Origin of the sequence: Pseudomonas sp. ITEM 17296, assembly GCF_028895205.1 — a bacterium.
GTDB classification, from domain to species: domain Bacteria; phylum Pseudomonadota; class Gammaproteobacteria; order Pseudomonadales; family Pseudomonadaceae; genus Aquipseudomonas; species Aquipseudomonas kermanshahensis.
In genome coordinates this window covers 46,977-71,969 of sequence record NZ_WJRS01000022.1, presented here as the reverse complement: position 1 = coordinate 71,969, position 24,993 = coordinate 46,977, and the positions used below count along the sequence as shown (strand labels likewise).

Here is a 24,993-nt window from a genome sequence, read left to right as displayed (position 1 = left end):
CACGTGTCTACCTATCGTGCTCCGCTGCAAGACATCCGTTTCGTGATCGATCACTGGCTGCAAGCGCCTGCGGCCTGGGCTGAATCCGAGCGATTCGCCGGCGTCGACAGCGCGCTGGCTCACCAACTGTTGGAGGAGGGCGCGCGCTTTGCAGAACACCAGTTGCTGCCGTTGAACATGAGTGGAGACCGCGAAGGCTGTAGCTTTCACGCCGGCAAAGTGACCACCCCGAAAGGTTTCCGCCAGGCCTACCAGCGTTACGTGGAGGGCGGCTGGCCAGGGTTGACCTGCGCAGTGGAGGACGGCGGCCAGGGCCTGCCGCTGCTGCTCGGGGCTGCGCTGCACGAAGTGATCTACGCCTGTAACCATGGCTGGGCCATGTACAGCGGCATCGCCCATGGCGCCTACGAGTGCCTGCGCACGTTTGGCTCTGCCGAGCTGCGCCAGGCCTGGCTGGGCAAGATCGTCAACGGTGAATGCCTACCCACCATGTGCCTGACCGAACCCCAGGCAGGCAGCGATGTGGGGCTGCTACGCACGCAGGCGCGGGTGGCTGAAGCGGGGGCTTATCGGCTGACGGGCAACAAAGTGTTCATTTCGGGGGGCGAGCACGACCTCACTGACAATATCGTGCACCTGGTGCTGGCCCGGCTGCCCGATGCGCCTGCGGGCAGCCGCGGGCTGTCGTTGTTCCTGGTCCCCAAGTTGACTGAGCACGGCCAGCCCAACGGCGTTCATTGCACCGGCATCGAACACAAGATGGGCATTCACGCCAGCGCCACTTGCAGCCTCAGCTTCGACCAGGCTCAAGGCTGGCTCATCGGCGAGCCCCATTGCGGCTTGGCTGCGTTGTTCGTGATGATGAACAGTGCCCGTACCTACGTCGGGCTGCAGGGCTTGGCCCACGCCGAAAGCGCCGGGCAGCGTGCCATGGCCTATGCACAGGCGCGTGTGCAAATGCGTGCGGTGGTGCGCCCTGAAGGTGCTCAAGCTGCCGCAGCGGACCCGGTGGCCTTCCACCCGGCCGTGCGTCAGGTGTTGTGGCAGTCTCGGGCGCTGACCGAAGGCATGCGCGCCATCGGCTATTGGAGTGCCCATCTGCTCGACCTTGCCGAGCAGTCGCAAGGGGCGGCCCGTCACACCCTGGAGGCCCGCATCGGCTTGCTCACGCCCGTGGTCAAAGCCTTTTTCACCGAACAAGGGTTTCAGCTGGCCAGTGACGCGTTGCAGGTGTTTGGCGGCTACGGCTACGTCACCGAATCGGGCATCGAGCAGACCGTGCGCGACAGCCGCGTGGCCATGATTTACGAGGGCACCAACGAGATTCAGGCCAACGACCTGCTCGTGCGCAAGGTGTTGGGCGACCGTGGCGAGGCGCTGGAAGCGCTGCTCGACCACGTGCTGGAAGATGCGGGCTTGGCAAGTGACGCCGAAGGCAGGCGTTGGGCGCAGCAGTTGCACGTCGCCAGTGAAGGATTACGCGCTTGGGTGCGTGGGCTTGTGCGGCATGATGACAGGGAGTATGCCTACCGGGCAGCGGGTGACTTCCTGCAAGCGTTAGCGATGGTGTTGCTCGGCCATGCCTGGGCCCGGGCGGCACGCTTGGCGTTGATGCAAGTGGAGCAACCGTTCCACCGGCGCAAACGCCAAACGGCGGCGTACTTCTTTGACCACCTGTGGTTGCGTTTTGAGTACCGGTTGCAGTGCCTGCAAGCAGCCGAACTGCCGTTGCCATTTGTGGATGACCTGTAAGAGGCATACGCATTTCGGTGTAGGAGCAGCCTTGTGCTGCGAAGAGGCCCGTGACCAAACCGGGAATCTTCAGGGCTGCTACCGGCCTCTTCGCAGCACAAGGCTGCTCCTACCCAGACCGCGCATGACCGCTGCGAAGAGGCCCAGCTGTGAAACTTCGGAGAGAGGAAATCAGATTTAACCCCTTCCTTGTAGGGCATTTCCCAAACATACTCCTGCCGCCTTTTTTCCGTTGCGGCTGTTCAGGCAGCGCTCTAGTCTCGGCCTGTCGTTGCACATCAACGACACAGCTTTGACAGGCTGTGACGGTTAAAAATTGCATGCGGTCAGCCTCTATGGCGGCTGTACGTGCGGGCACGCTTGCGTGCGCCGGAACTTTTGCGATTTTTCCGCCGGTCTGTCAACCCACGTACAGCTGCCACCCTACTGTTTGACAGCAGGCAGGTGGCAGCATCGTTAATGGAAGAATCATCATGTTAAAACTTGTCCCCGATCCACCCCACAACCACCATTCCCTAGAAGACACCCTCATCCAGGCAGCGGACTACGCCTTGTGCGCACAGTCCGTGGCAAATCAGGCCATTCTCCTACAGCCCAAATCACCCGTGTCGATCTTGATGATGGCGACGATGCATGAGCTGGAGGCACTGCGTGTGCTGCTTGAATCGGCGTTGATCCAGGTGCAGATGCCGGCGCATCAGCCACGGACCCAGCACTAAGCCACAGCTAACGCGTTGTTTGATCCTCGCGGCTTACGCATTCCAGTGTAGGAGCAGCCTTGTGCTGCGAAGAGGCCGGTGACCAAACCGGGAATCTTCAGCGCTGCCACCGGCCTCTTCGCAGCACAAGGCTGCTCCTACACTGAAACGCGCTGGACCGGCGGGGGAGTGGGCTTGCACTGCGAAGAGGCCCGGCTGTAAAACTTCGAAGAGAGTGAACAATGACCACGGACATTGCAAAAGCCCCAACCACGGTCGGCAAGACCAAGTTCTATCAAGGCGAAAAAAAGACCCAGCCGCTGTTCTGCATCGAGCCCGGTATCCCTTGCCAAGACGCCCGTGAGCAAGCCTCAGAACTGATGGGCGTTGTGCGAGACCTGACCATCGCCGGCGTAATGGACGACAACCCGCAGCTGATCTGGGCCTCACATTATTTAAGCGCCTTGGCCAAGGCGCTGATGGATGATGCCGAATTGGGGATGCGTTAAGGCGCAGGCGTACAGGGCCTAGTAGACCTTGCGCAGCAGGGCAAGCAACTGCCGCCGCTCGTCATCATCCAGATTGGCCGTAGCGGCACGGTCACTCTCTTCAGCTACCCCATACAGCGTTTTCAGCAGCTTCTCACCCGCTTTGCTCAGGTACAGGCCATAAGAGCGCTTGTCTGCCTTGCTGCGCACGCGCAGGGCCAGGCCCGCTTCTTCAAGCTTGTTGAGCAGCGGCACCACTTGGGGCGGCTCGATGTTCAACGCCTTGGCCAGCTCGGCCTGCGTAGGGCCTGGGTTTTGCGCGATGATGGCCAACGCAGAAAACTGTGCAGGCCGCAGGTCGTAGGGCGTCAGGCACTCGACAAGGTGCTGAAACACCTTCATCTGCACGCGGCGCAAGGCGTAGCCAACCAGATCATTCAGGTCGGTCGGCGCAGTGGCCTCGCTGCTGTCGGCGCCCGGTTGCAGTGCAGGGGATGTGTTCATGCGATCTCGTGTGTCAGCGACGGTAAGGGTAAAAAATGATTAAGAAGTATAACCGATGCTGACCCGATGCAAACAGCGCAGGGCAGGTGGCAGCCGCAACCGGCTGCCACCCCGCAGGCTCACTCCATGGCCTCCGCTACGCCTTGGTCTTCACCCAAGAAGCCGCCACTCTGGTGCTGCCAAAGCCGTGCATAGGTGCCGTTGCGGGCCAGCAGTTCGGCGTGGGTGCCTTGTTCGATGATCCGCCCTTCATCCATCACGATCAGCCGGTCCATGGCAGCAATTGTGGACAGCCGATGGGCGATGGCGATGACGGTCTTGCCGTGCATCATCTCATTGAGGCTTTCCTGGATAGCGACTTCGACCTCGGAGTCCAGTGCGCTGGTCGCCTCGTCGAGCAGCAGGATCGGGGCGTTCTTGAGCATCACCCGGGCGATGGCAATGCGCTGACGTTGGCCACCGGACAGCTTGATGCCGCGCTCACCCACCAGCGTGTCGTAGCCGCTGTGGCCTTGGCGGTCGCTCAGCTGGTTGATGAACCCGTCAGCCTGGGCATTGGCGGCGGCCTCGCGGATTTGCGCGTCGCTCGCGTCGGGGCGGCCGTAGGCGATGTTGTCGCGAATCGAGCGGTGCAGCAGGGAGGTGTCTTGCGTGACCATGCCGATGGCGCTGCGCAGGCTGTCCTGGGTCACCTGGGCAATGTTTTGCCCATCGATGCGAATGGCGCCGTGGTCCACGTCGTAAAAGCGCAGCAGCAGGTTGATCAGCGTCGACTTGCCCGCACCGGACCGCCCCACCAGGCCGACTTTCTCACCGGCGCGAATGTTCAGGCTCAGGCCATCGAGCACCTGCCGCTCACTGTTGTAGTTGAAGCTGACATTGTCGAAGCTCACCGCGCCGCCCGACGTCACCAACACTCCGGCATTCGGCGCATCTTGCACCTTGGGGCCACGGGTCAAGGTGGCCATGCCGTCCTGCACGGTGCCGATGTTCTCGAACAGTGAGGTCATCTGCCACATGATCCAGTGCGACATGCCGTTGATGCGCAAGGCCATGGCGGTAATCGCTGCCACCGCACCGGTGCCGACTTCGCCTTGGTGCCACAACCACAGGGCATAGCCGCCAGCGCCGATGATCAACCCGACCACCAAGGCCTGATTGACGATTTCGAACTGGCTGACCAGGCGCATCTGGCGAAAACCGGTCTGTTTGAAGTCCTCCATCGCCGCCCGCGCAAAGTGCGCTTCGCGTTTGGAATGCGAAAACAGCTTCACGGTGGTGATGTTGGTGTAGGCGTCCGAGATGCGCCCGGTCATTGATGAGCGCGCATGGGCCTGTTCCTGGCCGACTTTGCCCAGGCGCGGCACGAAGTACAGCAAGGCCAGCCCAAACAGCGCGACCCAGGCAATGAACGGCAGCATCAGCTTCAAGGCAAAACCGCCCGCCAGCGCAATGATGGCGATGAAATACACGCCAATGCCGGGGGCGATTTCGATCAGGGTGAACAGCACTTCGCGCACGGCCAGTGCGGTCTGCATCACCTTGGTGGTGACGCGACCGGAAAACTCGTCAGAAAAGAAAGAAAGGCTTTGCCGCAGCATCAGTCGATGGAAGTCCCAGCGCAACCGCAGCGGCAAATTAATCGCCAGTACCTGGTGCTGCACCATCGTGCGCAGCGCCACCAGCCCGATGCTGGTCAGCAGTACGATGCCAATGCCCCAAAGCACGCGGCTTTCCTGAGCCGCTTCAGCGCCGCCCGTTTGCCAGGTCGAGAGCAGGTCGACGACCTGGCCGAGAAAGGAAAACAGCCAGGCTTCGTAGATCGACACACCGGCGCTGAGCAGCGCCAGCGCCAGTACATAGCCACGCGCGCCGCGCGTGCAGGCCCACAGAAAACGCAGCAGGCCCACCGGTGGCGGCGGGGCCTCGTCGGGTGGGAAGGGGTCTAGCCGTCGTTCAAACACACGGAGCATGGTGGCCTCCTAAAAGGTCCAGTTGTACCCCGTGCTGGCGTCAGGCGCCAGACCGACATGCAAACCTTACCCCTGGGGAAACCTAGGCCAGCCTCCACCGTCGAAGCTGGCCGAGGGTGTTCATGCTTCACGCTTGCGCCGCACTCATCCCGCCTGCAGCCAGGGCATTCTTTTTAACGGCCCGGTACAGCAGGCTGGACACCATGAACCCTGCAACGGCCAGGATACTCATCAAAGTGAAGACCCAGTTGTACCCCTGCTGGCCGGGGAAGTGGTCGAGGATTGCACCGTAGATGACGTAGGCAAACATGCCCGGCGCGTAACCGATCAGGCAGCCGATACCGAAGGCGGAACCGGTGATGTGCTGGGGAATACCGACTTCGCCCATCGGCGCCCAGAACACGCCGCGCATGGAGAACACGATCAACGCAAAGGACAGGGTGGCGGCCATGCCGGCATAGATGAAGGTCGGGCTTTTCGGAATCAGCATGATCACCGCCATCAGCGGCAACAGTGCCAGAAAGGCCCACTTCAGGTAGCGGCTGGTGCTTTTGAACTGCTTGTCGGCAATGAACCCACCGGCAGGCCCGCCCAGAATCTTCAGGAAGTACTGGTTGATGATCCCATAGGCACCCACCAGCGCCACGGGCAAGCCGTACATCTCCTTGAGGTAGGGAATGAAGTAGGTCAGGCCGCAATAAACGATGTAGACCATGAACACATTCAGGCTGACCAGCCAGATACCCGGCACCTTGATCGCCTCCGTCAGGTTGGCCAGGCCATTTTTCGGCTTGGCCAGCGACGGCGCGCTGTCGCCCTTGAGCAGGAACCAGGTGAGGGTGCCGGCCAGCAGGTCGATGACCGAGTAGAACAGGATCGCTGACTTCAAGCCGCTTTCGCCCGAGCCCATGGCCACGAACACCCCCAGTGCGGCAAACGCGACCAGCGTATCGACCACGCCGCGCCCGCCTTCGAGCAGGCCGAACAGGCGCCCTTGTTCCTGGTCGTTACCCAGGTTGCGGATGGCCTTGAGCAGCGATGGCCAGAACAGGCAGTCGGCACACACGGCCAGCAGGCTGAACACGATCAGCAAGCTGCTGAACGGCGGGAAGGTGGCCAGGTACACACCCAGGCAGCCGGTGCCGATCAGGCCCAGGGGGATCAGCCTGCGCGTCTCGAAGCGGTCGGCGAGCATGCCGCCGACCACGAACAGTGCGGTGGCGATGATTGCGTTGGCGCTAAGTAGCAGGCCGATTTCAGTGTGGCTCAGGCCCATGAATTCCTGCATGGGGACGTAGAAGGCATCCTTGAGGTTCGCCAGCTTGTAGACGGTACCGCCGCCAAGGACGAGGATCAGGAATCGGAGCCATTTGGCTTTGTTCTGGGCTGTCATCGTTGTTCTCCGCAGGTAGTCGGGTCGCCAGGTTCAAGCGTTGGCCAAGGTCAGCTCGGCCAGGGTGCGAAACTCGTTCAACAGGCCGCGCACGTAGGCCACCTGGTTGTTCGCCCAACGGTGTTCGTCAGCCAGCATGCGCTCCAGGGTGAAGCCGGCCGGCAGGGGGGTGTCGCTCATTTCCCGATACGCGATGAAGGGGTCGGCCGCTTCTTGCTGTTGGCGGAAGGCCGGGGCCACGTAGTGGTTTTCCTGCTCGAGGATGAAGGCGATCACCTGCGGGGCGGTGTCGCCCAGCATCAGTAGCTCGAACAGCATGCGGGCACTGGGCAGGTCGTCATCGGCGCTGCCTTGCAGCACGCCGTAATGGCCGAAGCCGTTGTGTTCGGCCACGATGCGCACACCCTTGAGGTGGCTTTGGCGGATGTGCGGCGCCAGGTTGCGCAGGGCCTGCAGGGGTTGTTCGCAGGCATTGATCATGTTGCCAAAGTCGAACAGGGCATGCAGGCGAGGGTGGTCGAGGCGCTTGAGCAACTGGGCGATCTCGTCGCTCTTGAGCTCTTCGTGTTGCTCGAAGTCAAAGTACAGGTCGTGGGCGTCGGCCTGCTGCGCCAGGTAGTGCAGGTCGCTCTCGATGATGTCCATGACCCGCGACAGTGGGCCCTCGTAACGCGAGTAGACGCGGATGTTGCGCACCCCCAGGGCCTTGGCGATGGCGATCACCTGGTCGACGTCTTTCTTCAGCGTGCTGCTGATTTCCACATGCACGTCCAGCCCCAGCGCCTTGGCCTTGTCGGCAAATGCCTGAAGCTGGGCGGGTGTCATCTGGCTCAGGCTGTTCTGCTCGCCGTCGAGCACGTGCAGGCTCAGGCCTTGCAACTCATGGCGATAGGCGAAGTCGAGCAGGTCGGCGGGGGTGACCCGGCCGTGGGTGAGGTTGGTCAGCAGCGGGTAGGCGTGGGCAAAAAGGCGCAGTTGCCCGAGGCGTTCGAGCAAGCGCTGGGCCAGTGCCTGCGTCAGCACGGGGGCTGGCGCCTGTTCCACCACGTTGTGGCTCAGCAAGGCGTTGAAACGTTCCTGGATCTTATTGTTCATTAGCGTCGTTCCTGGTTCAGACGCCGGGGTCTACCGGCGCAACCTTTATCGCGCCAGTGAGGAACGTTCGATAGATCCATTATCCGCCAATCGATAGGACCACTTGCCTGGCCTCAGGTGTTTGCGGGCAGGTACTCCAGTGTGCGCAAGGCCTGGGCCAGTGCCTGGACGCGTGCTGCGGCCTGGTTTTCCGGCGTGCCGGCAAAGCCGATCAGCAGCGCAGGCGGTTGCGCATGCTGGATGCTGTAGTCGCTCAAGGGGTAGGTGTGGATGCCGTGCTCAGCCAGTTGCCGGGCGATGTCGGCATCGTTGAGCTCAGGGGGCAGCCAGGCGATCAGGTGCATGCCCGCATCGGCCGGGGTGAGGGTGAAGAAGCCGCCCATGTGCTGTTCGAGCTGTGCGATCAAGGCCTGCTGGCGTGCCTTGTACAACGCGCGCATGCGGCGGATGTGGCCAATGAAATGGCCTTGCGCCATGAAATCAGCGGTGGTGGCCTGCAGCAGCGTGGGCGGGCTGCGGTCCATGACCGCACGCAGGGTGCAGAAGGGTTCGACCAGCGCCGGTGGCAGGATCACGTAGCCCAGCCGGAGTGACGGAAACAGCACTTTGCTGAAGGTGCCGACATAGATCACCCGGGCCATCTGGTCCAGGGCATACAGGGCGGGCAGCAGGCGGCCACTGTAGCGGAACTCGCTGTCGCAATCGTCTTCGATGATCCAGCTTTGTTGTTGCGCGGCCCAGTCGATCAAGGCCTGGCGCCGCGCGTAACTCAAGGTGACGCCTAATGGGTGCTGGCGCGAGGGGGTGCAGAACACCAACCGGGCCTCAGGGCATTCGCGCAGGCCTTGCTCCACGTCGATCCCGTGTTCATCGACACGCAACGCGGTCACCCGCGCCCCTTGCGCCTGCAAGGCAATGCGCGCGGCGATGTGCCCCGGGTCTTCCATCCATACACTGTCTTGGGGGTTGAGCAGCAACATGCCCAGCAAGTTGAACGCTTGCTGCGCGCCAGACACGATCACCACCTGCCCGGCATCGCAGTCGATGCCACGGGCATCGAACACATACTCGGCAATGGCGCTGCGCAAGGCCTGCAAACCTTGCAGCTCACCGTAGCCCAGCATCGCCTTGGTGGGCTTCAGCAGGTGCTGGTTCATCAGCCGCCGCCATATCGCCTGGGGGAAGGCTTCGTAGGTGCTGTGGCTGGGCAGGAACGAGGTCGGGGTGGCCGGGTCCCAGTCGGTGTACGAGACGCCGCGAAAATGATCGCTGCGCAGCGACAGCATCGACTGGCTCAGGTCGGACAGGCGCGGCGGCGGCTGGGGCTGCTCGGGCTCGCTGCCGCGGCTTTCCCATTCCGTGCCGACATAGGTGCCGGCGCCGGTGCGCGAGGCCAGGAAGCCCTCGGCAATCAGCTGATCGAACGCATTGAGAATGGTGATCCGCGACAACCCCAACTCGTTGCTCAAGGTGCGGGTCGAGGGCAGGCGCACGCCACCTTGGATCCTGCCATTGAGTATCTGCTTGCGAATCTGCAGGTACAGCTGGCGGTACAGGGGGATGGCACTGGCACGGTCCAGCTCGATGGCCGACAGCAGCAAACCTGCGGCGGTTTTCATGACATGCTCGTCTGCGCAAAAAGGATTGGGCCCGAAACCGTCAGGCCACCAGAGGCCAAGGGTATCGGGCGCCTCGCGATAAGTCATCCGCAGGATGCGCGCAAACGCCGCCACAGGGTGCTGCGGCTGACACCCAGGCAACGCGCAGCCTGGTCCATGTTGCCGTCGCAGGTGTCGAGCATGCGCCGGGCGTGCGCCGCCTCGGCGGCCTTGCCCAGGCTGCGCAGGTTGTCGCTAGCGGGCAGCGGCTGTGCGGGGGGCTGCACATGCTCGAAAAATTCCGGGAAGAGCGTGGCCAGGTCGATGCCATCGGCGCCCACCAAGGCTTGGGCGCACAGCGCGGCGCGCTCGGCGATGTTGTCGAGCTCGCGAATGTTCCCCGGCCAGCGGTGGCGCAGCAGCAGGGGCAGCAGCGGTTGCAGCTGCGGTGTGGCGAGCGGTGTTGCGCCGTGCCGTGCGAGCAGCGCCTCGAACAGGGGCAGGATGTCTTGGAGCCGATCGCGCAGGGGCGGCACGGCAAGGCGCAGGATGTTCAGGCGGTAGAACAGGTCGGCGCGAAACTGCCCGTTGGCGATGCGCGCTGGCAAGTCGCAATGGGTGGCGGCAATCACGCGTATGTCCACCGGTGTCGGCGCGCAGCCACCCAGGCGCAGCACCTCGCGCTCCTGCAACACACGCAGTAAACGGGTTTGCAGCGGCGCGGGCATGTCGCCGACTTCGTCGAGGAACAATGTGCCACCGTGCGCCAGCTCGATCAGGCCGGGTTTGCCCCCCTTGCGCGAGCCGGTGAACGCGCCGTCTTCAAAGCCAAACAGCTCGCTCTCGAGCAGCGACTCCGGCAGGGCCGCGCAGTTGATCGCCACGAACGGCCCCTGCTGGCGGGCGCTGGCGTGGTGCAGGCTTTGTGCGAGCAACTCCTTGCCCGTGCCGCTTTCACCGGTGATCAGTACCGTCGCGTCGGTCGCGGCGTAGCGCTGCGCCAGTTGCACGGTCGCGCGGAACGCCGGGGCATCGCCCAGCAACTGATCGAAACGATAGCGCGTCATGAACGGCTGCGCGGCAGGCGGCTTGCGGCTGCGCCGGGGCTGTACGCGCAGGTTGTCGAACGCATGGCGCAGGCTGTCGCTGTCCAGGGCCAGCACGCCCTGGGCACCGGCCGCGTCGGCCAGCTGGCACACCGTCGGCGACCCGATGATGACCTGGACACCGTCTGCGACCAGCTGCGCGACCTGCGCCCGGGCCTGTTCCAGGCGGGTGTAGGTGTGCTCGTGCACCTTGAGGTTGAGCAACGCTTGCATCGCCGCCAGCCCGGGGTGGGGCTGGCCAAAGCTGAGCACGCCGACGCGCCGGGTGCGCGTGTGGGCCAGGGCGAGGGCGCGGATCAGGTCGTGCTCGCCCAGGTGCAGGGCCTGCACCGAGGTCGACAAGTGCTGGCGCAAGTAGTCGGCGGCGGCCCCGGAACACAGGATGACGTCGGCCTGCTGGCGCCTCTCCAGCTCGCGCGCCAGCGGCAGCAGCTTGCCGAGGGTGGTTTCAATCACCTCGACATGGGCCTGCTGCCGGTAGTCGGCGCTGACCTGCTCGATCAGCCGGGCCATGGGGCTGGGTGCTCCAGGGCAGCGCAAGTGGGTGACCAGCGCGACCACGCGGGGCCGGTAAGCGGCGGTGGGCATGCAGGCTCCTTGTTACAACGGGTTGACCAAGTGCCCGCCATCCACGGCGAGGACGCTGCCGGTCATGAACGCACCGGCGTCACTGGCCAGCAACAGCAAGGGGCCGTCGAGCTCGCTCAATTGGCCCAGGCGGCGCATCGGCACGTGGTCTTTGATGTAACCCTGGCCGGCCTCGCTGTCGAAGTAGGCCTCGTTCATCTCGGTCTTGAAGTAACCGGGGGCGATGGCATTGATGCGGATCCGGTAGCGGGCCAGCTCCAGTGCCATGGCCTTGGTCAACTGCACCACACCGGCCTTGGCCGTGCAGTAGTGGCTCAGCCCGGCCCCTACGCGCAGGCCCAGGATCGAGGCGATGTTGACGATGCTCCCCGCGCGGCCGGCCTTGACCAGGCGCTGGCCAGCACATTGGGCGACATGGAACACGCCATCGAGGTTGGTCGAGAGCATGCGCTGCCAGTCCTGCCCGCTCAGTTCGAGAAAGCGCCCAGGGTCGCCGATGCCGGCGTTGTTGATGACCACATCGACCACACCGAAGCGGGTCTCGGCCTGGTCGAAGGCCTGTTCGACACTGTCGCGTTGAGTGACGTCGAGCGCCACGGCCAACGCTTCGCCGCCTTGGGTTTCAAGTTGCTCGACCAGCGCCTGCAAGCGCTCGACCCGCCGCGCCGCCAGCACCACACGGGCGCCAGCGGCCTGGGCCAAGCGTGCGAAGTGGGCACCCAGGCCGCTGGAGGCGCCGGTTACCAAAACGGTCTTGCCGGCCAGGGAAAAAGGGGTTGCTAGCATGGAGCGTTCCTCATCATTCAGTGAGTGGGCAGGGGCGGTGTGGGAGCCCTTGCGGTCCGGTTGTGTTCACAGCACTTCAAACAGGCCCGCCGCCCCCATGCCACCGCCCACGCACATGGTCACCACCACATAGCGCACCCGGCGCCGTTTACCTTCGAGCAGCGCATGCCCGACCATCCGCGCGCCGCTCATGCCATAGGGGTGGCCAATGGCGATGGCGCCACCGTTGACGTTCAGGCGCTCAGGGTCGATGCCCAAGGTGTCGCGGCAATACAACACCTGGCAGGCGAAGGCTTCGTTCAGCTCCCACAGGCCGATATCGTCGACGTTCAGCCCATGCTGCCTGAGCAGGCGCGGCACCGCGTACACCGGGCCGATGCCCATCTCTTCCGGCGCCAGGCCGGCCACGGCGATGCCCCGGTACAGGCCCAGCGGCCTGAGGTTGCGCTGCTCGGCCAGGCGCGCGTCCATCAGCACGCAGGCGCTGGCGCCATCGGACAGCTGGCTGGCGTTGCCGGCGGTGATGCAGCCACCGTCGAGCACCGGCTGCAAGCGCGCCAGGTCGTCCAGGCGGGTCTGCGGGCGGTTGCCCTCGTCCTGCGCCAGGGTTACCTGGCGGTAGCTGATCTCGCCGGTGTGCTTGTCCTTGACCCTTTGCTGCGCAGTCACCGGCACGATCTCGGCCTCGAACAACCCAGCCTGCTGGGCGGCGGCAGTGCGCAGCTGCGATTGCAGCGCATAGGCATCTTGCGCGTCACGGCTGATGCCGTAGCGCCGGGCGACGTGCTCGGCGGTGTGCAGCATCGGCATGTAGGCGTGCGGCACCTGCTGGATAACCGCGTCGTCCTGCTCGCCCAGCGCCCATTCGAGGTTGCGCACTTGTACCGCGCTGATGTTTTCGTGGCCGGCGCCAACGGTGACGTGCATGCCATCGACGATGATCTGCTTGGCGGCGGTGGCGATCGCCATCAGCCCTGAGGCGCACTGGCGGTCGAGGGTCTGGCCGCTGACCGACACGGGCAGCCCGGCCGCCAGCGCGCTCATGCGGCCCAGGTTCCAGCCGGCGGTGCCAGCGGGCATGGCGGTGCCCATCACCAGGTCTTCGATTTCGTCGGCAGCGATGCCGGCCCGTGCAACGGCCGCCTGGATGGCATGGGCGGCCAGGCTGGGCGAGCGCAGGTTGTTGAGGGCACCGCGAAAGGCCTTGCCGATCGGGGTGCGGGCGGTGGAGAGAATGACGGCGTCTTTCATGAACGGGGTTCCTTGATGGCCAGAAGAGGGCAGCTCAACGGTGTTGCGCGCGCAGCTTGCCGGTGCTGCTCGCCAGGCGCCGCAGCAAGGGGGCTGGCTGCAACCACAGGTGGCCGTAGGCACCCAGGCGCTCGCGCAATTGCTCGATGCCAGCCAGCACGGTATCCAGGCCGAGGTCGCGAGCGTAATGCAGCGGCCCACCACGCCAGCCCGGGAAGCCGTAGCCGTTGACCCACACCAGGTCGATGTCACCACTGCGCAGGGCGATGCCTTCGTCGAGCAATTGCAGGCCTTCGTTGATCAGCATGAACAGGCAGCGGTCGTGGATTTCCGCGTCGCTGATGGTGCGCCGGGTGATGCCCAGCTTGGCGGCCAGTTGCGCCGCGAGCTGCACCACCTCGGGGTCTTCGATGCGTTCGCGGCCCTCGTAGCGGTAGAAGCCGCGCCCGCTCTTCTGCCCGTGGCGGCCCAGCGTGTAGAGTTCGTCGGCCAGGCGGAAGTAGCTCGGGTCGTGGGCGATCTCGCTGCGCCGCGCCTGGCGCACCAGGTAACCGACGTCGATGCCGGCCAGGTCGTACATGGCAAAGACGCCCATGGCCAGGCCGAGGTCGGTCAGCACCTTGTCCACCTGGGCCGGCGAGGCGCCTTCGAGCACCAGGCGGTGGGCCTCGCGGGCATAAGGCTCGAGCATGCGGTTGCCGATGAAGCCGAAGCACACGCCAGACACCACCGGCAGTTTGCCGATGCGCTTGGCGATTTTCAGCGTGGTGGCCAGTACGTCTGGCGCCGTGGCGCGGCCGCGCACCACTTCGAGCAGGCGCATGACATGGGCCGGGCTGAAGAAGTGCAGGCCGACCACGTCCTGCGGGCGGCGGGTGCAGGCGGCGATGCGGTCGACATCCAGGGTCGAGGTGTTGCTGGCCAGGATCGCGCCGGGCTTGCACACCCGGTCGAGGGTGCGGAACACCGACTGTTTGATCGACAGGTCTTCGAACACCGCTTCGATCACCAGGTCAGCGTCAGCCAGGTCGGCGTAATCGAGGGTGCCTTGCAGCAGGCTCATGCGCTGTTCGAGTTGCTCGGCGGTGAGCTTGTCGCGCTTTATGGCGCTTTCGTAGTGTTTGCGGATCTGCGCCAAGCCGCGGTCCAGGGCCTCGGGCTTGAGCTCCAGCAAGCGCACGGGGAGGCCGGCGTTGATGAAATTCATGGCGATGCCGGCGCCCATGGTGCCGGCGCCGATCACGGCAACCTGGGCGATGTGGCGCAGCGCGGTGGCCGCGTCGATACCGGGAATGCGCAGCGCCTCGCGCTCAGCAAAAAACAGATGACGCAGTGCAGTGGCCTGGGGGTCTTGCAGCGCTTCGCGGAACAGCGCGTGCTCGCGGGCCAGGCCTTCGGCCAACGGCAGTTCGCAGGCCGCGCGCACGGCCGCCAGTACCCGCAGTGGCGCCCGTTGGCCAGGTTTGCGGGCAGCCAGCTGGGCCTCGTGCGTGGCGAACAGGCCCTCGGCTGGGAGCGCGGGTGTAACCCTTGGCGGGGCGGGGTGGGCGAGCTGCTCGCGGGCAAAGGCGCACGCTTGGTCGAGCAGGTCCTGGCCGGGCTCGACCAGGCGGTCTACCAGCCCCAGTGCCAGGCCTTGGCGGGCATCGATCGGTTCGCCGCCGAGCATCAGCTCCAGCGCGGGCGCCACGCCGATCAGCCGTGGCAGGCGCTGGGTACCGCCGGCACCGGGCAGCAGGCCCAGGCGTACCTCCGGCAGGCCCAGGCGGGCAGTGGCGCTGGCAACGCGATGGCTGCAGGCCAGGGCCAGTTCCAGCCCGCCGCCCAGCGCCACGCCATCGATGGCGGCGATCAGTGGCTTGGCAAGGGTGGTCAGCGTTTCTAGCAATTCGGGTAGGGCGGGTGCTTGCCAGGTGCGTGGGCTGCCGAACTCGCTGATGTCGGCGCCAGCACTGAACGGCAGTGAGCGCCCATGCAGGATGACTGCCTTGACCTCAGGGTCGCTGGCGGCCTGGGTGCAGGCCTGGAGCAGTGCCTGGCGCAGGTCGTGGCCCAGGGCATTGACGGGGGCGTGGCACAGGCCGATCAAGGCCAGTTGGTTATCGCGGCGATAGTCGATCAGCGGCATGGGAACCTTCCTGTTGGTGTCCTGAAAAAAACGAGGCGGCGGCCCGGAGCGTTGGCCACCGCCGAAAAACCCGCTGCCCTGGGGACTCGGCAGCGGAGCCTGCCAGGCAGGGTCAGCGGGCGAAGGCGGCGTCGCTGATGTTCATCAGGTTGTCACTGCCTGTGCGGATCAGCGTCTCGTGCAGGCTGGCCCGCGGCAGCAGGCGCTGCAGGTAGAAACGCGCGGTCTCGCGCTTGCCCTGGTAGAACGCGACGTCGTCGCTGCCGGCCGCCAGTGCCTGTTCAGCGACGCAGGCGGCGCGCAGCCACAGGTAGCCGATCAGGGTGTAGCCGCAGAGCATCAGGTAGTCGAAGGCGCTGGCGCCGATCAGGTTGGTGTCGGTGCTGCTGGCGTCGCGCAGCCATTCGCTGACGTCGCGCCAGGCGCTGACGCGCTGTTGCAAGGCCTGGGCGAGGTCGGCCGAGGCCGAGGTTTTTTGAATGAAGGCTTCGATTTCGCTGAGCAGTTCGTCTAGGGCTTCACCGCCATCGGCCAGCACTTTGCGGGTCAGCAGGTCGATACCCTGGATGGTGTTGGTGCCTTCGTAGATCGCAGTGATGCGTACATCGCGGGCGATCTGCTCCATGCCCCATTCGCGGATGAAACCGTGGCCGCCGAAGACCTGGATGCCCAACTGCGCAGCTTCGTTGCCGGTTTCGGTCAAAAAGCCCTTGGCAATTGGGGTGAGCAAGGCCAGCCGGCGTGCCGCGGCCTGGCGCACACCTGGGGTGGCGCCGTGGTGCAGCAGGTCGACGCCCTTGGCGCAGGTGTAGGCGAGCATGCGACCGCCTTCGGCATAGGCCTTTTGGGTCAGCAGCATGCGCCGGACATCGGCATGGCCGATGATCGGGTCAGCGGGCTGGCCGGCGCGCAAGCGCGGTGTGGCACGCATCTGCACGCGGTCGCGGGCATAGGCCAAGGCCCCCTGGAACGAGGCTTCGGCGTGGGCCTGAGCCTGCTGTGAAACTGCCAGGCGCGATTCGTTGATGTAGGTGAACATGGCGTTCAAGCCACGGTTGGCTTCGCCCAGCAGGTAGCCTGTGGCGCCGTCGAAGTTGAGCACGCAGGTGGCGTTGCCGTGGATGCCCATCTTGTGTTCGATAGACCCGCAGCTGACGCCGTTGGGGGCGCCCAGGCTGCCATCGGCATCGACCTGGACCTTTGGCACGGCAAACAGCGAAATGCCCTTGACCCCGGCCGGTGCACCTTCGATGCGCGCCAGCACCAGGTGCACGATGTTTTCTGTCAGGTCGTGCTCACCGGCCGAGATGAAGATCTTGCTGCCGTTGATGCGGTAGCTGCCGTCGGCCTGGGGCAGGGCGCTGGTACGCAGCAGGCCGAGGTCCGAGCCGCAATGGGCCTCGGTCAGGCACATGGTGCCGCTCCAGCGGCCGGCGATCATTGGCGGCAGAAAACGCTGGCGCAGAGCCTCGTCGGCATGCTCGCTGAGGGTGCTGATGGCGCCGCCGGTGAGGTTGCCGTACATGCCCCAGGCGTGGTTGGCGCTGCAGATCATCTCGTGGTTGACGAAGCCCAGCGAGGGCGGCAAACCCTGGCCGCCGTAGGCTGGGTCTTTGTCCAGGCCCAGCCAGCCGTTGGCGGCGAAGCGCTTGAAGGCCTCGGCGAAGCCTGGCGGGGTGCTGACCTTGCCATCCTGCCATTGGCACCCGTGCTGGTCGCCCACGGCGTTGAGCGGTGCCAGTTCCTGCTCGGCGAACTTGGCGCCTTCCTCGACGATGGCGGCGAAGGTGTCCGCGTCGGGGGCTTCGCAGCCAGACAGTTGTTGATAGTGGCCGCTCAGGTCGAGCAGCTCCTGGGCAACGAAGGTGATATCGCGCAACGGGGCGGTGTAGCTGGGCATGCCGGACTCCTGGCTGGGTGGATTCGGCATGTTGTAGCAGGCAGGCCCCGCGCGGCGCGTCCACCCCCCCGGTGGAATGGGGGGTGGAATCGGCGTGGCGTGCGGGTGGAGATCAGTTCAGCAATTGCAATTCGCGCGCTGAGCACAAGGCGCTGTCGCGGTCGGCCACGTCGAGTTTGCGGAACAGGTTGTTGATGTGGGTCTTGACCGTGCTCAGGCTGATGAACATCGCCTCGGCAATCTGCCCGTTGCTCTGCCCGCGTGCCATGCGTTGCAGCACCTCCAGTTCACGGCGCGACAGCGGCACGATCAACGCGCTGTCGGTGCTGTCTCGCCCTGCCAGCAGTGGGCGGAACAGGGCATTGAGGCGCTCGCGTGACGGTGGCGGGGCCGCCAGGGCCAGGCGCTCGCGAGCCTGTGGCAGCAGCAACTCGCGCAAGGGTTCAAGGCACGCTTCGCCTTCGTATTGCAACAATTGCCCGAAGCCGTATTCACACGCCAGTTGCAAGGCCTGTTCGAGGCTGTGCAGGGCCTGGTCGTGGGCGCCGCGGTCCTGGTGCAGGGCTGCGTCGAGTAACAGGGTGTCGAGCAACAGGCGGCGGTTGGTGTTCGCTTTGGCCTGGGCGTGCAGTGTCGCCTGGATCTGCCGCGCCTTGTCGCGCTGCCCCAGGTGGCGCTGCACCCAGGCATAGGCCAGCCACTCTTCAGGCAGCAACTGCTGGTCATATTGGCGGCTGCACCAGTGCCACTGGTCAAGCCAGCCGGGCAGGTAGTCGGTGTCGTTGTCACGCAGCGCCAGGCGCGCCAGCCAGGCCCCGGCCTGGCGGTACAGGGTGAACAGGCGGAACTGCAAGGCCAGCCGGCGCACTTCTTGCCAGCGCGCCTTCGCTTGAGCGGTCTCGCCCAGCGCCCAGTGCAGGCAGGCCTGGTGGTGGAACACCCAGGGCAGCGCGGCGCTGTGCGGGAAGCCCAGCGCCAGTACTTCGGCCTGGGCCAGGGCGTGGCGCGCCTGGCTCAGCTGGTTGGCCTGCAGCAGGGCCAGGCCTTTGCCCAAGTGGCGGAACAGCTCATAGAAGCGCCCCGAACTGCCGGCAGCGGGCTGCTCGGCCATGCCTTGCAGGCGTTCCCAGGCCGCTTCGCTGGCACCTTGGGCCAGTTCGATCTGGCCCAGCAGCAGTTGCAGCAAGTTGGTGTAGCCGCTCAGCCCGAAGCCTTGCAGTTCGACCAGGGCGCGGCTGGCTTCGGCGTGGGCCGGTTGCAGTTCACCCAAGGCCGCCAGGCAGTTGGCCCGGTCGAAATACAGCACCGAGCGCGCGGCGTTATGCTGCCCAAACTGCTGCAATGCCCGTGCAGCCAAGGCCAGGCCGTGCGCCAGGTTGCCGCCCAGGTAGGCCAGGCGGCTACGCAGGAACATCACCGTCTGCTGCACCCGCTCGGGGTGGCGCGGCACAGCGTGGCGGCGCTGCAGGGCATACAGCTGGTGCAGGCACTGGCAGGCCTGGGCGATGTCGTTGGTGACCATCACCGTGGAGGCTTCGGTCACGGCCAGGGTGAAGCTGTCGTTGCCGGCATGGCCGGCCACCTCGTCGAGCACATCGACCAGGGTGTTGACCTTGCCTTCGCGCAACAGCTCGAAGCCATGCCGGTCGACGATGCCGAGCACGGCGTCCAGGTCCCTGGCCCGGCCGTACTGGTAGATCGCCTCGGTGAAGCGGCGCTGCGCCAGCAGCCAGTTCGCGGCCTGGCGGTGCAGTTGCCGCAGGCGCTGCGGGTCGCGTTGTTCGAGGCGTTGGTAAAGGCTGTTGCGCAGGGCAGGGTGGTAGCGGTATTCGGCGTGGCTGGCCTGGGGCATTTCGATGATCAGGTCCAGCCGCTGCAATTGGCGCAGCGCCGCCGTCACATCGGTATCGGTGGCCAATTCACCGGCCAGCCCCGCATCGAACACCTGGGCCACGGCGGTGTGTTCAAGAAAGCCGCGCAAGGCGGTGGGCAAGCGCTGCAGGCGTTCTTCTTCCAGAAACTGCCGGGCATGGGCGTAGGCCTGACGCGTGATCGGGCGCAGGTCGCCGGGCGGCTGGCCGGTGCTCTGCAGCGCTTCGCGGTAGGCCTCGAACCAGAACAGCACGCCGCTGGGCCAGCCCTCGCTGCCGGCGCGCAGTTGGTACAGCGCGTCGCTGCCCAGGCGGACGTCACGGGCCAGTGCCAGCTCGCGGGTCTCTTCGCTGTCCAGGGCCAGTTCACGCGCACTTAGCACGGCCAGCCGGCCGTCGCGGCGCAGGTGGGCCAGGGGTAACGCCGGCGGGCCTTCACTGGCGGCGAGCAGGCGCAGTGCTGGCGGCGGGTCGTGCAGCAGGGTGTCGAGGTACTGCCAGGCCTGGGCGGCGTTGAGCAGGTGCAGGTCGTCGAGCAGTAACGTTACCGGGGCCTGGCGGGCTTCGAGGTCGGCGAGGATGTGGCTCCACAGCTGTTCGGCCTGGGGGGATTCGCGGTGTGACGCCGGCAATAGAAGGGCGGCGTGCAGGTGCAGCAGCAGGGCCAGGGGCTGGTTTTCGGCGCGGGTCAGGCGCAGCCATGCAAAGGGGCTGGTGAGGCGGCGGGCGAACTGGCCGAGCAGGGTGCTTTTGCCGTAGCCCAAGGGCGCTTGCAGGAGGATGACAGCGCCGTCGTCCAGTGCGCTGGCCAGGTGGTCGAGCAACCGGGTGCGCTGTAAGGCCCTGGGTGGTTCGGCGGGTGGGCGCAGCTGGTTGGGTTTGAGCGCGGGAAGGTGCATGGCGAGCAGTGCTCCGTCGGGTCAGCCAGGTATCGTAGGGGGTGGGGGGGGTTGTCACAACATTTTTGGTGCCTGGCAGATCGAGCGCCGCCCGCGCGGCGCTTCGCAGCACAAGGCTGCTCCTACATTTTTCTCGGGCCAATTATTCCTAGGGCGGTCGCGCGCAAATCTCACAGACCTCACTGGCCCGAAACAGATGTGGGAGCAGCCTTGTGCTGCGAAGCGCCGCGCGGGCGGCGCTCGATCTCCCAGGCGCTGCAAATGTTGTGGCGAACACATCAGCCCTGAACAACCCGTTCAAATTTGAAACCGCCCCGTTCAAATCTGCCATCAAATCAAACCCGGAAATCGCTATAAGCCATTGATTAATAACAAATAATAAAACCAAAAAACGACCTGGCAATCATCTTGCAAACGGCTAGTCCACGAACGACCAGCCAATTGGACCCACCATGCCCATCACCCATCCCGCGCTCCCCCCCAGCGCTCGCATCGACATCCCAGACGCCCATTCACAGCTCTCTACCTACCTACAAAACCAACTCGACAGCCACCCCGTGACCCTCACCCGCAGCGAGCGATTGTCAGGCGGTGCCATCCAGGAAAACTGGCTGCTCGTGGCCGAAGTCGCAGGCCAACCACAGCGTTGGGTACTGCGCACCGACGCCGCTTCCGCAGTAGCCGCCAGCATGACCCGCGAGCAGGAGTTCGCGGTGCTCGACGTGGTCCACCAAGCCGGTGTCAACGTACCCAAGCCCCTTTGGCTGTGCCAGGACCCGCAGGTCATCGGCCGCGACTTTTTCATCATGCAGGCGCTGGCCGGCACTGCCAGTGGCCACCGCCTGACGTCCGCACAAGACGCGCCCCAGGGCAACCCGGCACTGTGCCGGCAGTTGGGCGCCAACCTGGCGCGCCTGCATCAGGTACGCCCGCCGCAGCAGGCACTGGCGTTTCTGCCCGCCGCTGCACCCGACACGGTGCAAGCCAGCGTCGACCAGTACCGCCAGTTTCTGGATGCCTTGCCAGGCAGCCACCCGGTGCTGGAGTGGGGCTTGCGCTGGTGTGAGCTGAACAAGCCTGCGCCCTTGCCCACGTGCCTGCTGCACCGCGACTACCGCACCGGCAACTACATGGTCGAGGCCGGTGCACTGACCGGCGTACTGGATTGGGAGTTCGCTGGCTGGGGTGACCCGCGTGAAGACCTGGGCTGGTTCACCGCACGCTGCTGGCGCTTCGGCCGGCCGGACCTGGAGGCGGGCGGCATCGGCCATCTGCAGGACTTGCTCGTCGGATACCGCAGCGTGTCGGCACTGGAACTGGACAGCCAGGCGCTGCGCTTCTGGCAGGTCATGGCCCACCTGCGCTGGGCGGTAATCGCCCTGCAGCAGGCCGAACGCCATGTGTCTGGCCAGCAACGCTCGCTGGAGCTGGCGCTGACCGGGCGGATGGTCAGCGAACTCGAACAGGAAATCCTCTTGCTCACCCGTGGAGGCCACGCATGAACCAGCCCGATGCCCGCGACCTGCTTGTGACGGCGCGCGACACCCTGCTCACCCATCTACTGCCGGCGCTGCCGAAAGGGTTGCACTACCAAGGCCGGATGGTCGCCAGCGCCATGTTGATCGCCAGCCGCGAACTGGCGCAGGCGGCGGACTGTGCCGAGGTCGAGCGCCAGGCCCTGGAGGCTTTGTTGGCGCAGCACGGCCAGGCAGCGACGGGGCTTGAGCAGGCCCGTGCGTTGCTGGCACGGCGCATTCGCCAAGGTGCCTACGATCAGGACCCAACACGTTTACTGGCGGCGCTGCGGGCGATCAACCGGGCGCAGTTGAGCATCAGCAACCCGAAGGTGCTGGCCCATGACTGACCAGCCCGCCCAGCGTCGCCGCTGCTACCTGGTTCGGCATGGCCATGTCGATTACTTCGACGCCGATGGCCGGCCCCTCGACCCGCGCCATGTGCCGCTGTCGGCGCAAGGCGTAGCCCAGGCCCAGGCGTTGGGCCAGGTGCTGGCGCACACCCGGTTCGACCGGGCGGTGTGTTCGGACTACCCGCGCACCCGCCAGACCCTCGACCAACTGCTGGGCCCGCGCACCTTGGCGGTGGAGCAGCGCGCCGCCTTGCGCGAGGTGCGGGCCGGCCGCCTGCGGGAAATACCCCCAGGCTGCCTGCACCGCGAAGTGGCCCAGGCCTATCACCTGGCCGACCGCCCCGGCGCCGCCTTTTTGCGCGGCGAACCTTGGGTGGCGTTCCAGCAACGGGTGCTGGACAGCTTCCAGCAATTGCTGGCCGAGCCCGGCTGGACATCGTTGCTGCTGGTCAGCCACGACGCCGTCAACCGCATCCTCCTGGCCTGGGCCAGCGGCGCGGGGCTGGGCGGGCTGGCCGCCTTCGAACAAGACCCTGCTTGCCTGAACATCGTCGATATCGACATGGCCGGCACGCAAGCACAGCACGCGTTCATCCGCACCCTCAACTACACCCCGTACGACCCCGGCAAGGCCTCGATCGACAAAACCGTGATGGAGCACCTGCATGCCGCCATCGACCCGCGCCGCCTGCACGCCTGAGCCTTTCCCTCTACAAGGAACCCCACCATGCATTTCGCCCTTTCAGCCGAGCTGCTCGCCCTGCAAGCCAAGACCCGGCAGTTCATTGCCGAAAGCGTCATCCCCCTGGAGCACGACCGCCGCCAGACCGCCCACGGCCCCTCGCCCGAACTGCGCCAGGCGCTGCTCGATCGGGCCCGCGAGCACGGCCTGCTGACCCCGCATGCCGCGCGTGAAATGGGTGGCCTGGGCTTGAGCCATATCGAGAAGACGATCATTTTCGAAGAAGCGGGCTATTCGCCACTCGGCCCGGTGGCCCTGAACATCCACGCCCCGGACGAGGGCAATATCCACCTGTTGGAGCAGGTGGCCACGCCGGCGCAAAAAGACCGCTGGCTGCGGCCACTGGTGCAGGGCCATATCCGCTCGTGCTTCGCCATGACCGAGCCCAGCCCGGGCGCCGGCTCCGACCCCTCGATGCTGACCACCTTGGCCGTGCGTGATGGTGACGACTACATCATCAATGGCCAGAAATGGTTCATCACCGGGGCCGAAGGCGCGCAGCTGGCGATCATCATGGCGCGCATGGAAGACGGCAGCGCGACGATGTTCCTGACCGACACCGACCGCCCGGGCTTCATCTTGGAGCGCATGATGGACTCGCTGGACAGCTGCTTCGCCGGCGGCCATGCGGTGTTGCGTTTCGAAAACCTGCGGGTGCCGGCCAGCGATGTGCTCGGCGAAGTGGGCAAAGGCTTCCGTTACGCCCAGGTGCGCCTGGCGCCAGCGCGCCTGACCCACTGCATGCGCTGGCTGGGCCAGGCCCGCCGCGCCCATGACGAGGCCTGTGCCTATGCCAACCGCCGGGTCTCGTTCGGCAAGCCGCTGGGCGAGCATCAAGGGGTGGGCTTCATGCTCGCCGACAACGAGATAGACCTGCATGCCACGCGCCTGGCGATCTGGCATTGCGCCTGGGTGTTGGACCAGGGCGAGCGGGGTAACGTCGAGTCGAGCATGGCCAAGGTGCTTAGCTCGGAGGCGATCTGGCGGGTGATCGACCGCAGTGTGCAGGTGCTGGGCGGGCAGGGCGTTACCGGCGAGTCGATCGTCGAGCGGATCTTTCGCGATGCCCGCAGCTTCCGCATCTATGACGGCCCCAACGAAGTGCACCGGATGAGCCTGGCGAAAAAGATCCTCGCCCGCGCGGCCACGGGGGCCGCCAAATGAAGTTCGACAGCTATCAAGGCCAGAAGGCCATCGCCGTCGACGGCGGCCTTTCGGCGTTCTGAGCCCCTGCGCCAGGCGCGCTGTCATCAACTGTAAAACCGTTGTCGTCCGATGATAAGCGGCGCTTGGCGCAACGGCCTAAATTGCCCCTCAAGACGCACTTTGTGTGCTCAACAACAATGACAAGAAGGGAGATTGGCATGGCCAAAGCGGTACGTTTCTACGAAACCGGAGGGCCTGAGGTCCTGCGTTACGAAGACGTCGACGTCGGCGAGCCCGGCCCTGGGCAGGTGCGCTTGCGCCATGTGGCGGTTGGCCTGAACTACGCCGACACTTATTTTCGCAATGGCACCTACCCGATCCCGCTGGCCAACGGCATGGGCGTGGAAGCGTCGGGTGTGGTGCAGGCAGTAGGTGAGGGCGTCAGCCATGTGGTGGTCGGCGACCGAGTGACCTACACCGGCTTCCTCAACACCCTCGGCGCCTACAGCACCGAGCGCCTGATCCCCGCCGCGCCGTTGATCAAACTGCCGGAAACCATCTCCTTCGAGACGGCGGCCGCCATGACCATGCGCGGCCTGACGGCCTCGTACCTGATGCGCCGCCTGTACGACTTCAAGCCCGGTGACAGCATCCTGCTGCACGCGGCGGCCGGTGGCGTCGGCCTGATCGTTTCGCAGTGGGCCAAGCTGCTCGGCCTGACCGTGATCGGCACCGTCTCCACTGACGCCAAGGCGGCAGTGGCCCGCGCCCATGGCTGCGACCACACCATCAACTACAGCCACGAAGACGTCGCCCAGCGCGTGCGCGAGCTGACCGATGGCGTAGGCGTCAACGTGGTGTTCGACAGTGTCGGGCGCAACACCTTCATGGGCTCGCTGGACTCGCTCAAGCGCCGTGGCCTGATGGTGTGCGTGGGCACCGCGTCCGGCAAGATCGAACCGTTCGACCCGCAGTTGCTGGCGATCAAAGGCTCGTTGTTCATGACCCGGCCGGCCTTGGCCGACTACATCGCCGACCCGGCAGAGAAGACCCGCCTGGCCACCGAGCTGTTCGACCATGTCAGCAGCGGCCGCATCCGCATCGAGATCAACCAGCACTACGCCTTGCAGGATGCGGTGCAGGCGCACCGTGACCTGGAGTCGCGCAAGACCACCGGCTCGTCGATCTTCGTCATCTGAGGGCACTGC

Annotated in this window: 19 protein-coding genes; 8 read left to right on the top strand and 11 right to left on the bottom strand. The window is 65.4% G+C overall.

Annotated elements, in window-relative coordinates; all coding sequences use genetic code 11:
- Positions 1-3: 3 nt before the first annotated feature.
- The 3 genes from GIB19_RS21315 to GIB19_RS21305 all read left to right on the top strand — a co-directional run bounded on the left by GIB19_RS21315 (position 4) and on the right by GIB19_RS21305 (position 2,959).
- Positions 4-1,752 (top strand): acyl-CoA dehydrogenase family protein, encoded by a 1,749-nt coding sequence (locus GIB19_RS21315; protein WP_274887890.1) that lies wholly within the window; start codon positions 4-6, stop codon positions 1,750-1,752.
- 473 nt (positions 1,753-2,225) lie between these two features.
- Positions 2,226-2,471 carry a hypothetical protein gene (locus tag GIB19_RS21310; RefSeq protein WP_099429651.1) on the top strand — a complete coding sequence of 82 codons (246 nt, stop codon included), beginning with the start codon at positions 2,226-2,228 and terminating at the stop codon, positions 2,469-2,471.
- Between the two features lie 221 nt (positions 2,472-2,692).
- Positions 2,693-2,959 (top strand): DUF3077 domain-containing protein, encoded by a 267-nt coding sequence (locus GIB19_RS21305; RefSeq protein WP_027596372.1) that lies wholly within the window; start codon positions 2,693-2,695, stop codon positions 2,957-2,959.
- An 18-nt stretch (positions 2,960-2,977) separates the two neighbouring features.
- Here the strand turns inward: GIB19_RS21305 and GIB19_RS21300 are convergent, their stop codons facing one another.
- The 11 genes from GIB19_RS21300 to GIB19_RS21250 form a co-directional block, all read right to left on the bottom strand.
- On the bottom strand, positions 2,978-3,442 hold the full coding sequence (locus GIB19_RS21300) for a MarR family winged helix-turn-helix transcriptional regulator (RefSeq protein ID WP_050580787.1): 465 nt from the start codon (positions 3,440-3,442) through the stop codon (positions 2,978-2,980).
- A 119-nt stretch (positions 3,443-3,561) separates the two neighbouring features.
- On the bottom strand, positions 3,562-5,415 hold the full coding sequence (locus GIB19_RS21295; RefSeq protein WP_274887889.1) for an ABC transporter ATP-binding protein: 1,854 nt from the start codon (positions 5,413-5,415) through the stop codon (positions 3,562-3,564).
- A gap of 127 nt (positions 5,416-5,542) precedes the next feature.
- Complete coding sequence (locus tag GIB19_RS21290; protein ID WP_274887888.1) at positions 5,543-6,808, bottom strand: MFS transporter; 1,266 nt, start codon at positions 6,806-6,808, stop codon at positions 5,543-5,545.
- A gap of 33 nt (positions 6,809-6,841) precedes the next feature.
- Positions 6,842-7,903, bottom strand: coding sequence for a sugar phosphate isomerase/epimerase family protein (locus GIB19_RS21285; RefSeq protein WP_274887887.1), 1,062 nt, complete (start codon positions 7,901-7,903; stop codon positions 6,842-6,844).
- 113 nt (positions 7,904-8,016) lie between these two features.
- Positions 8,017-9,522 carry a MocR-like pyridoxine biosynthesis transcription factor PdxR gene (gene pdxR / locus GIB19_RS21280; RefSeq protein ID WP_274887886.1) on the bottom strand — a complete coding sequence of 502 codons (1,506 nt, stop codon included), beginning with the start codon at positions 9,520-9,522 and terminating at the stop codon, positions 8,017-8,019.
- Between the two features lie 83 nt (positions 9,523-9,605).
- The gene (gene prpR, locus GIB19_RS21275) at positions 9,606-11,195 is read right to left on the bottom strand and encodes a propionate catabolism operon regulatory protein PrpR (RefSeq protein ID WP_274887885.1); all 1,590 of its coding nucleotides are present in this window, start codon (positions 11,193-11,195) and stop codon (positions 9,606-9,608) included.
- Between the two features lie 12 nt (positions 11,196-11,207).
- Positions 11,208-11,981, bottom strand: a complete 774-nt coding sequence (locus tag GIB19_RS21270; protein WP_274887884.1) for an SDR family NAD(P)-dependent oxidoreductase — start codon at positions 11,979-11,981, stop codon at positions 11,208-11,210.
- A gap of 66 nt (positions 11,982-12,047) precedes the next feature.
- The gene (locus tag GIB19_RS21265; protein ID WP_274887883.1) at positions 12,048-13,232 is read right to left on the bottom strand and encodes an acetyl-CoA C-acyltransferase; all 1,185 of its coding nucleotides are present in this window, start codon (positions 13,230-13,232) and stop codon (positions 12,048-12,050) included.
- A gap of 34 nt (positions 13,233-13,266) precedes the next feature.
- Positions 13,267-15,360, bottom strand: coding sequence for a 3-hydroxyacyl-CoA dehydrogenase NAD-binding domain-containing protein (locus GIB19_RS21260; protein WP_274887882.1), 2,094 nt, complete (start codon positions 15,358-15,360; stop codon positions 13,267-13,269).
- Positions 15,361-15,472: 112 nt separating this feature from the next.
- Positions 15,473-17,260 carry an acyl-CoA dehydrogenase C-terminal domain-containing protein gene (locus tag GIB19_RS21255; protein ID WP_274887881.1) on the bottom strand — a complete coding sequence of 596 codons (1,788 nt, stop codon included), beginning with the start codon at positions 17,258-17,260 and terminating at the stop codon, positions 15,473-15,475.
- A 112-nt stretch (positions 17,261-17,372) separates the two neighbouring features.
- Positions 17,373-20,030, bottom strand: coding sequence for a LuxR C-terminal-related transcriptional regulator (locus GIB19_RS21250; protein WP_274887880.1), 2,658 nt, complete (start codon positions 20,028-20,030; stop codon positions 17,373-17,375).
- 452 nt (positions 20,031-20,482) lie between these two features.
- On the opposite strand from GIB19_RS21250, the gene GIB19_RS21245 reads away from it, so the two are divergent.
- The 5 genes from GIB19_RS21245 (at position 20,483) to GIB19_RS21225 (ending at position 24,984) form a co-directional block, all read left to right on the top strand.
- Positions 20,483-21,532, top strand: coding sequence for a phosphotransferase family protein (locus tag GIB19_RS21245; protein ID WP_274887879.1), 1,050 nt, complete (start codon positions 20,483-20,485; stop codon positions 21,530-21,532).
- The gene (locus tag GIB19_RS21240) at positions 21,529-21,894 is read left to right on the top strand and encodes a DUF6285 domain-containing protein (RefSeq protein ID WP_027596385.1); all 366 of its coding nucleotides are present in this window, start codon (positions 21,529-21,531) and stop codon (positions 21,892-21,894) included. The genes GIB19_RS21245 and GIB19_RS21240 overlap by 4 nt, the downstream gene beginning before the upstream one ends.
- The gene (locus tag GIB19_RS21235; RefSeq protein ID WP_027596386.1) at positions 21,887-22,597 is read left to right on the top strand and encodes a histidine phosphatase family protein; all 711 of its coding nucleotides are present in this window, start codon (positions 21,887-21,889) and stop codon (positions 22,595-22,597) included. The genes GIB19_RS21240 and GIB19_RS21235 overlap by 8 nt, the downstream gene beginning before the upstream one ends.
- A 27-nt stretch (positions 22,598-22,624) precedes the next feature.
- Positions 22,625-23,803, top strand: a complete 1,179-nt coding sequence (locus GIB19_RS21230; protein WP_274887878.1) for an acyl-CoA dehydrogenase family protein — start codon at positions 22,625-22,627, stop codon at positions 23,801-23,803.
- A 200-nt stretch (positions 23,804-24,003) separates the two neighbouring features.
- Positions 24,004-24,984, top strand: a complete 981-nt coding sequence (locus GIB19_RS21225) for a quinone oxidoreductase family protein (RefSeq protein WP_027596388.1) — start codon at positions 24,004-24,006, stop codon at positions 24,982-24,984.
- Positions 24,985-24,993: the final 9 nt, after the last annotated feature.

Excerpts from the sequence above, each read along its gene's own strand:
- GIB19_RS21290 (WP_274887888.1), bottom strand. The coding sequence starts at position 6,808 with ATGACAGCCCAGAACAAAGCCAAATGGCTCCGATTCCTGATCCTCGTC.
- GIB19_RS21265 (WP_274887883.1), bottom strand. The coding sequence starts at position 13,232 with ATGAAAGACGCCGTCATTCTCTCCACCGCCCGCACCCCGATCGGCAAG.
- GIB19_RS21260 (WP_274887882.1), bottom strand. The coding sequence starts at position 15,360 with ATGCCGCTGATCGACTATCGCCGCGATAACCAACTGGCCTTGATCGGC.
- GIB19_RS21225 (WP_027596388.1), top strand. The coding sequence starts at position 24,004 with ATGGCCAAAGCGGTACGTTTCTACGAAACCGGAGGGCCTGAGGTCCTG.
- GIB19_RS21240 (WP_027596385.1), top strand. The coding sequence starts at position 21,529 with ATGAACCAGCCCGATGCCCGCGACCTGCTTGTGACGGCGCGCGACACC.
- pdxR (WP_274887886.1), bottom strand. The coding sequence starts at position 9,522 with ATGAAAACCGCCGCAGGTTTGCTGCTGTCGGCCATCGAGCTGGACCGT.
- GIB19_RS21255 (WP_274887881.1), bottom strand. The coding sequence starts at position 17,260 with ATGCCCAGCTACACCGCCCCGTTGCGCGATATCACCTTCGTTGCCCAG.
- GIB19_RS21295 (WP_274887889.1), bottom strand. The coding sequence starts at position 5,415 with ATGCTCCGTGTGTTTGAACGACGGCTAGACCCCTTCCCACCCGACGAG.
- GIB19_RS21300 (WP_050580787.1), bottom strand. The coding sequence starts at position 3,442 with ATGAACACATCCCCTGCACTGCAACCGGGCGCCGACAGCAGCGAGGCC.
- GIB19_RS21285 (WP_274887887.1), bottom strand. The coding sequence starts at position 7,903 with ATGAACAATAAGATCCAGGAACGTTTCAACGCCTTGCTGAGCCACAAC.
- GIB19_RS21250 (WP_274887880.1), bottom strand. The coding sequence starts at position 20,030 with ATGCACCTTCCCGCGCTCAAACCCAACCAGCTGCGCCCACCCGCCGAA.
- GIB19_RS21230 (WP_274887878.1), top strand. The coding sequence starts at position 22,625 with ATGCATTTCGCCCTTTCAGCCGAGCTGCTCGCCCTGCAAGCCAAGACC.
- GIB19_RS21310 (WP_099429651.1), top strand. The coding sequence starts at position 2,226 with ATGTTAAAACTTGTCCCCGATCCACCCCACAACCACCATTCCCTAGAA.
- GIB19_RS21270 (WP_274887884.1), bottom strand. The coding sequence starts at position 11,981 with ATGCTAGCAACCCCTTTTTCCCTGGCCGGCAAGACCGTTTTGGTAACC.
- GIB19_RS21235 (WP_027596386.1), top strand. The coding sequence starts at position 21,887 with ATGACTGACCAGCCCGCCCAGCGTCGCCGCTGCTACCTGGTTCGGCAT.
- GIB19_RS21305 (WP_027596372.1), top strand. The coding sequence starts at position 2,693 with ATGACCACGGACATTGCAAAAGCCCCAACCACGGTCGGCAAGACCAAG.
- prpR (WP_274887885.1), bottom strand. The coding sequence starts at position 11,195 with ATGCCCACCGCCGCTTACCGGCCCCGCGTGGTCGCGCTGGTCACCCAC.
- GIB19_RS21245 (WP_274887879.1), top strand. The coding sequence starts at position 20,483 with ATGCCCATCACCCATCCCGCGCTCCCCCCCAGCGCTCGCATCGACATC.